Annotated in this window: 6 protein-coding genes and 1 pseudogene; 6 read left to right on the top strand and 1 reads right to left on the bottom strand. The window is 36.3% G+C overall.

Going from position 1 to position 6,450, the window contains the following annotated elements:
* The 6 genes and pseudogenes from Q0039_RS08500 to Q0039_RS08475 all read left to right on the top strand — a co-directional run.
* Positions 1-256 (top strand): annotated as a pseudogene (locus tag Q0039_RS08500) (acetyl-CoA C-acyltransferase); the annotation flags it as partial.
* 189 nt (positions 257-445) lie between these two features.
* Entirely contained in the window at positions 446-817 is a 372-nt protein-coding gene (locus Q0039_RS08495; RefSeq protein ID WP_297511642.1) for a four helix bundle protein, read from the top strand.
* 45 nt (positions 818-862) lie between these two features.
* Positions 863-2,653: an acyl-CoA dehydrogenase family protein gene (locus tag Q0039_RS08490; RefSeq protein WP_297511640.1), complete on the top strand. Its 1,791-nt coding sequence runs from the start codon at positions 863-865 to the stop codon at positions 2,651-2,653.
* Between the two features lie 101 nt (positions 2,654-2,754).
* Positions 2,755-3,276, top strand: a complete 522-nt coding sequence (locus tag Q0039_RS08485; RefSeq protein ID WP_297511638.1) for a superoxide dismutase family protein — start codon at positions 2,755-2,757, stop codon at positions 3,274-3,276.
* 147 nt (positions 3,277-3,423) lie between these two features.
* On the top strand, positions 3,424-4,620 hold the full coding sequence (locus Q0039_RS08480) for an LETM1-related biofilm-associated protein (RefSeq protein ID WP_297511636.1): 1,197 nt from the start codon (positions 3,424-3,426) through the stop codon (positions 4,618-4,620).
* Between the two features lie 143 nt (positions 4,621-4,763).
* Positions 4,764-5,705 (top strand): LysR substrate-binding domain-containing protein, encoded by a 942-nt coding sequence (locus Q0039_RS08475; protein WP_297511633.1) that lies wholly within the window; start codon positions 4,764-4,766, stop codon positions 5,703-5,705.
* Between the two features lie 486 nt (positions 5,706-6,191).
* Here Q0039_RS08475 and Q0039_RS08470 read toward each other — a convergent pair.
* Positions 6,192-6,450: MnmC family methyltransferase (locus tag Q0039_RS08470; protein WP_297511631.1), on the bottom strand; the 259-nt coding region annotated here is incomplete at its 5' end.

Here is a 6,450-nt window from a genome sequence, read left to right as displayed (position 1 = left end):
AGACATTGATTTAATCGAGTTAAATGAAGCTTTTGCCTCACAAGCCTTAGCCGTCATGCGCGAATTAGAAATCAATCCAGAGATAGTGAATGTTAATGGTGGTGCAATAGCCTTGGGGCATCCGCTTGGCTGTTCGGGAGCAAAACTTTCGGTACAACTTTTTGATGAAATGCGACAACGAGGAAATAAATACGGAATTGTCTCTATGTGTGTCGGAACCGGACAAGGAGCAGCGGGAGTTTTTGAATTATTATAGGTGGAAGAAAAGGAAGAGTATTGAGAATAGAGAATAGAGAATAGAACATAGAACATAGAACATAGAACATGGAGAATAGAACATGGAAAATAGAACATGGAGAATAGAATAAAGAGAATAGAATAAAGAGAATAGAATAAAGAGAATAGAATATAGATTTTTTAGTTTGAATAAAAATGTTGTTTGAAAATGAGAGAAGGTAAAAGACATAACTTTAAAAATTTAAAAATCTGGCAAATTGGAATTGAAATTGCCAAAAAAATATCTGATTTAATAGAATCATTTCCAAAACATGAAAAATATGATTTATCGAATCAATTAAGTCGATGTTCAATTTCAATTCCCAGTAATATTTCAGAAGGATCTGCAAGAACAGATAAATCGTTTAGTCATTTTCTAGATATTGCTTTAGGTTCTTCATTTGAGTTGTATTCACAATTAATCATTGCAAAACATAGAAAATATATTAATGATGAGACTTTTAAAGATTTAGAAATCAAAATAGAAGATTTTCAACGTATGACTATGAAATTTCAAAATAACCTAAACATACCAGTCTAATCTATTTTCTATATTCCTTTTTCTATTATCAAAAAATAAAATACTATGAAAGATATTACAAGAGGCGGCCAATTCCTCGTTAAAGAAACCCAATGTGAAAATATCTTTACGCCGGAAGATTTTTCAGAAGAACAATTGATGATGCGCGATTCTGTTAAAGAATTTGTGGATAAAGAAATTTGGGCACACAAAGCGCGTTTTGAACAAAAAGACTATGCCTTTACTGAAGAGGTTATGCGTAAAGCAGGAGAAATGGGCTTTTTAAGTGTTGCGGTTCCTACTGCATATGGCGGACTAGGAATGGGATTTGTCGATACGTGTTTAGTGTGTGACTATATTTCGGGAGCTACAGGTTCGTTTTCTACTGCTTTTGGAGCGCATACTGGAATTGGAACCATGCCTATTACTTTGTATGGAACCGAAGAGCAAAAGAAAAAATACGTCCCTAAATTAGCTTCGGGAGAATGGTTTGGCGCGTATTGTTTAACTGAACCGGGTGCAGGATCTGATGCCAACTCAGGAAAAACCAAAGCCGAATTAACCGATGATGGCAAGCATTACAAAATTACAGGACAGAAAATGTGGATTTCCAATGCCGGATTTTGCTCCTTGTTTATAGTTTTTGCGCGAATTGAAGACGATAAAAATATTACCGGATTTATCATTGAAAATGATCCCAACAACGGAATCACGTTGGGAGAAGAAGAACATAAATTGGGAATTCGTTCCTCCTCTACCCGCCAAGTGTTTTTTAATGCAACCTTAGTACCGGTAGAAAATATGTTGGCTGGCCGTGGTGAAGGATTTAAAATTGCTATGAATGCGTTGAATGTTGGACGGATTAAATTGGCAGCGGCATGCTTGGATGCCCAACGGCGAATGACCACTAATGCGATCCATTATGCTAATGAACGAATCCAATTCAATGTACCCATTGCTTCGTTTGGTGCAATTCGTCAAAAAATAGCTCAAATAGCGACTGCTGCCTTTGCAGGTGAAAGTGCAACCTACCGGGCAGCTCACGATATTCAAAATCGTATTGCGATTCGAGAACAAGAAGGAGCTGGTCATCAAGAAGCTGAATTAAAAGGTGTGGAAGAATTTGCTATCGAATGTTCGATTCTTAAAGTAGCCGTTTCTGAAGATGCCCAAAATTGTGCCGACGAAGGCATTCAAATTTATGGGGGTATGGGCTTCTCTGAAGACACACCCATGGAGAGTGCTTGGAGGGATGCGCGTATTGCACGTATTTATGAAGGAACGAACGAAATTAATCGAATGTTAGCTGTTGGCATGTTAATCAAAAAAGCGATGAAAGGTCACGTAGACTTGATTACTCCTGCATTAAAAGTGCAAGAGGAACTAATGGGAATTCCCTCCTTTGATATGCCCGACTTCTCAGTATTGTTTAGTGAAGAAAAGGAAATGATTATGAAACTGAAAAAAGCCTTTTTGATGGTGGCTGGTGCATCGGTGCAAAAATATGGCTCTGAATTGGAAAAACACCAACAATTACTAATGGCGGCAGCAGATATGTTGATTGAAATCTATATGGCTGAAAGTACGCTATTACGGGTTGAAAAAATGGCCATAAAAAACGGCTCTAATTCGTGTACAGAACAAATCGCTATGGCGCAATTGTATTTATACAATGCTGTAGATACCGTCTATGCAAAAGGGAAAGAAGGCATTGTTTCTTTTGCTGAGGGAGATGAGCAAAGCATGATGCTAATGGGATTACGCCGCTTTACCAAATACACCAATATGCCCAATGTAGTTGCATTGCGCGAAACGATTGCAGCCAAACTTATTAACGAAAATGGCTATTGTTTCTAATTGTTAGGATAAATTAATCGTAATAAACCGTCTTTTTTGAAAGGCGGTTTTTATTTTATATTCATTTGATAAAACTGTATCTTTGATTAAAATTGGATGTTATGAAAAAAATCATACTTTCGAGTACAATAGCTTGTGCTTTAGTATTGGCCTGTAAACCTTCAAATACTCAGACGAACAGTGTATCCTTGCAACTTGAAGCAAAAAGTAATAGCAATGTTAAGGGAACAGCCACTTTTACTGAAAAAAATGGTGTGGTAACCATGACAGCTTCGGTTAGCGGACTAAAACCGGGTGTACATGCAATTCATATTCATGAAAAAGCCGATTGCTCGACTGGTGACGCAACTTCTGCTGGCGGCCACTGGAATCCTACCCATGTGCAACACGGAAAATGGGGTGATAACGCACATCACAAAGGTGATATCGGAAATTTTACAGCTGATAATCAAGGGGAAGCAACCGTAACTTTCGCAACGGATCAATGGTGTATCGGTTGTGGTGATGCTACTAAAGATATTCTTAATAAAGGTTTAATCGTACACGATAAAGCCGATGATTTTGTTACACAACCTACAGGTAACGCGGGCGGGCGTATCGCATGTGCTGGAATTATTAAATAAATACAAATCAACTCATATTCACAGCACGTCTACATTTTACTGTTTGTGATGAATTGTTTACTTATGTAAATTTTCTATTAAATCATCGACTAGCTATTCAAAACACGTTTATAAAACTGTACTTTTACCCTATTCAATACTTGATTTATGATTAATCCGTCTACACACGGTTGGATCGATAAATTCCTAATGGGATTGCAGCTCAATCCAGAAATCCGTTTGACTACCCCACTTTCGTGGTATGAAAACTTACGGGCTAGCGGATTTATTTATGGACATTGTATAGGCGTACCCAATATCGCACCCGAAGCATTGCAACAATGGAATGCCGAGGAACAATCCAAAGTTGCCTTATTGAACGCACTTTTTGAAATGTATGCATTAACGTTTCACAAAAAAGATCCCAGCGATTTTATTCAAAAGGCGCTTGGTTTTTATAAAGAAATGTCTCCCAGTGGGTTTGGTGAATTTCTACAAAAGATTATTCCCGCAACTGCCAGTCAAAAATTAGAAGATTACATCGACGGGCGCGTTCAAACCAACAAGGATATCGTAAGTAAAAACTTCTCTCATATTGTAACCAATGCCTTGCTATTTATTGATGTACTGGCATTTGCCCATTATTTACAATTGGAAAAATTGCCTGAAAAATACTTAAAACGATTGGAAGAAAGCTTATTGGGTTTAGTTTCATTTGTTTTGCAAGTAAAAACTCAAAAATCAGCGCAAGATGATTTATTGATTAAATTGTTTGAAGCATCGGTACGCTATACCCAATTTTCAAAAGTAAATAGTTCCTCTTTAGATCAATTAGGTTTGGACACATTTCAGCATCCGTTGGAAGCCTTGTATTTTTTAGATATTGCAGCGCTTGCGCTATGCAATGATGGCGAAATGGATAATGAAGAACGCTACTTTTTACATACTTTAGGTGCGCATTTATCAATTTCAGAGGCAGTTATAGAACAAACTATACAATTTATTACTGCCTTTATTCAAACCCATAAAAAAAACATTCACTACTTTAACTATTCGCACCCGGTTAAGCATTTTTATGATCAAACAGCGCAAAGTATTATTTTCTTAATCAAACGCAATAAAACACGCTTGACAAAAGAAATACGAGAAAGTAAAGAATTAATGCAATTATTGGCGAAATCCACCCACGACGATTTGGATGCTGAAGAAAAAAAGAAAGTAAAAAAACAACTCCTAGACATTTGTAAAAGTGTACCATCGCTTACCATTTTTTTACTTCCAGGAGGGAGTTTGCTCTTACCTATTTTAATAAAATTTATACCCCAGCTATTGCCATCAGCTTTTAATGAAAACTTAGAAGACTAGTGTTTTAAGACCTAAACCACAAGGCAATACTAATTCCTCACCTTTATGCGATTTTCTTTGATTAATAAAGGTTTAAAAACAAAGGGAAATAACTATAAAATAAATTGATAGTTTTTATCTTTGCATCAACAAACCTTATTATAATGACTATCACCCAACTTCAATATGTTTTGGCAGTAGCCGAATACAAAAATTTCACTTTAGCGGCCGAAAAATGTTTCGTAACACAACCTACGCTGAGTATGCAAATTCAAAAAATTGAAGACGAATTGGGAATTCTCATTTTTGATCGCAGTAAAAAACCGATTCAGCTTACCGAAATTGGACAAAAAATTGTCAATCAAGCGAAAAATATTGTCAATGAAGCCGATCGAATTCAAGATATTGTTGATCAACAAAAGGGATTTATTGGGGGCGAATTCCGTTTGGGAATTATTCCAACCATTATGCCAACTTTACTACCGATGTTTTTGACCAATTTCATCAAAAAATACCCTAAGGTTAAATTGATTATTGAGGAATTGAATACTGAGGATATAATTTTTAAATTAAACAATGGACATTTAGATGCCGCTATTGCTGCAACTCCGCTTCATGAAGAAAAAATAAAAGAAGTCGTATTGTATTTTGAACCCTTTGTCGCCTTTATCCCTGAAGGACACCATCATTTTACTAAACGTACCATTGAAATAAGTGATCTAAATTTGGATGAAATGCTCTTACTCCAGGACGGTCATTGTTTTCGAGACAATGTACTCAACCTGTGTAAACGATCAGATAGTGCAGCGGCCAATCGATTTCAATTGGAAAGCGGGAGTTTTGAAACGCTTATAAAATTGGCCAATGAAGGATTAGGAACCACACTACTCCCCTATTTACATACCTTAGATTTAAAGGAAGTGGATACCATTAAATTACGACCGTTTAGCGAACCCAAGCCGGCGCGTGAAGTAAGTCTTATTTATCCTAAAAACGAATTAAAAATCCATATCATAGACGCACTTCGTTCTACAATTGCGGGTGTCGTTAAAGGCGCAATTGTTTTTCAAAACGTACAAATCGTAAGTCCAAAGCCCGAAAAATAAAAAGAGTCCAATTAAGGACTCCCATCATTCTACTCGAAATTCTGCAATACAACGCCTTAATTCAGGACGATTGTCGGTATAGAATACCAACCATTTTTGCAATAATTCCATTTCATCCGGCAAGAGATTACTCACCGCCTTTTTTAACTTTCTTTGAAATCGATCAGGGTTGCGACTGACACGCTGTAATTCTGATTTCGTATAATCGTAAATCAATCGAGGCATAGCATTTGGTTTTTAAGGTTAAGTTTATGATAGATTGGGTGATGTAAATATAGAACTTACCTTTTATCTGTCCAAACTTTTTTCTTAAAAAAATACGTTTAAATACATATTTAATCGATTATTTACATTTTTATACGATTTAATTATGTATTTTCTTACTTTTAACAGTATGCCTTATTCTAATTAAATGCAGAATACTCCATTTGGCTTTAGTCGCAATGGAACATCATTTTAAATCACAATAGGCGATCTCGGTATAGCTTATTTTTTAAATGCCCTTAACATTTCACGTTTTCCGGGGGCTCCAGGAAGTTTCTCGACTTCAAAACCCACTTCAAGCATCGCTTTTTTAATGGAAGTTCGGCAGGCATAGGTAACTAAAACACCGCCTTTTCGGAGGGCTGTATACATGCGTTTAAATATAAGTACATCCCAAAGTTCAGGTTGAACCCGAAATCCAAAGGCATCAAAATAAATCAAATCAAACCGATCTTCATCAGTAATGTATTGAAAAAATTGT

It is taken from the genome of Flavobacterium sp. (assembly GCF_027484945.1).
In the GTDB taxonomy this organism is placed as follows: domain Bacteria; phylum Bacteroidota; class Bacteroidia; order Flavobacteriales; family Flavobacteriaceae; genus Flavobacterium.
This window is presented reverse-complemented; position numbering and strand designations above follow the sequence as displayed.

What these genes read in the sequence shown, in the direction of transcription:
- Q0039_RS08495 (WP_297511642.1), top strand. Translation starts at nt 446, where the DNA reads ATGAGAGAAGGTAAAAGACATAACTTTAAAAATTTAAAAATCTGGCAA.
- Q0039_RS08490 (WP_297511640.1), top strand. Translation starts at nt 863, where the DNA reads ATGAAAGATATTACAAGAGGCGGCCAATTCCTCGTTAAAGAAACCCAA.
- Q0039_RS08485 (WP_297511638.1), top strand. Translation starts at nt 2,755, where the DNA reads ATGAAAAAAATCATACTTTCGAGTACAATAGCTTGTGCTTTAGTATTG.
- Q0039_RS08480 (WP_297511636.1), top strand. Translation starts at nt 3,424, where the DNA reads ATGATTAATCCGTCTACACACGGTTGGATCGATAAATTCCTAATGGGA.
- Q0039_RS08475 (WP_297511633.1), top strand. Translation starts at nt 4,764, where the DNA reads ATGACTATCACCCAACTTCAATATGTTTTGGCAGTAGCCGAATACAAA.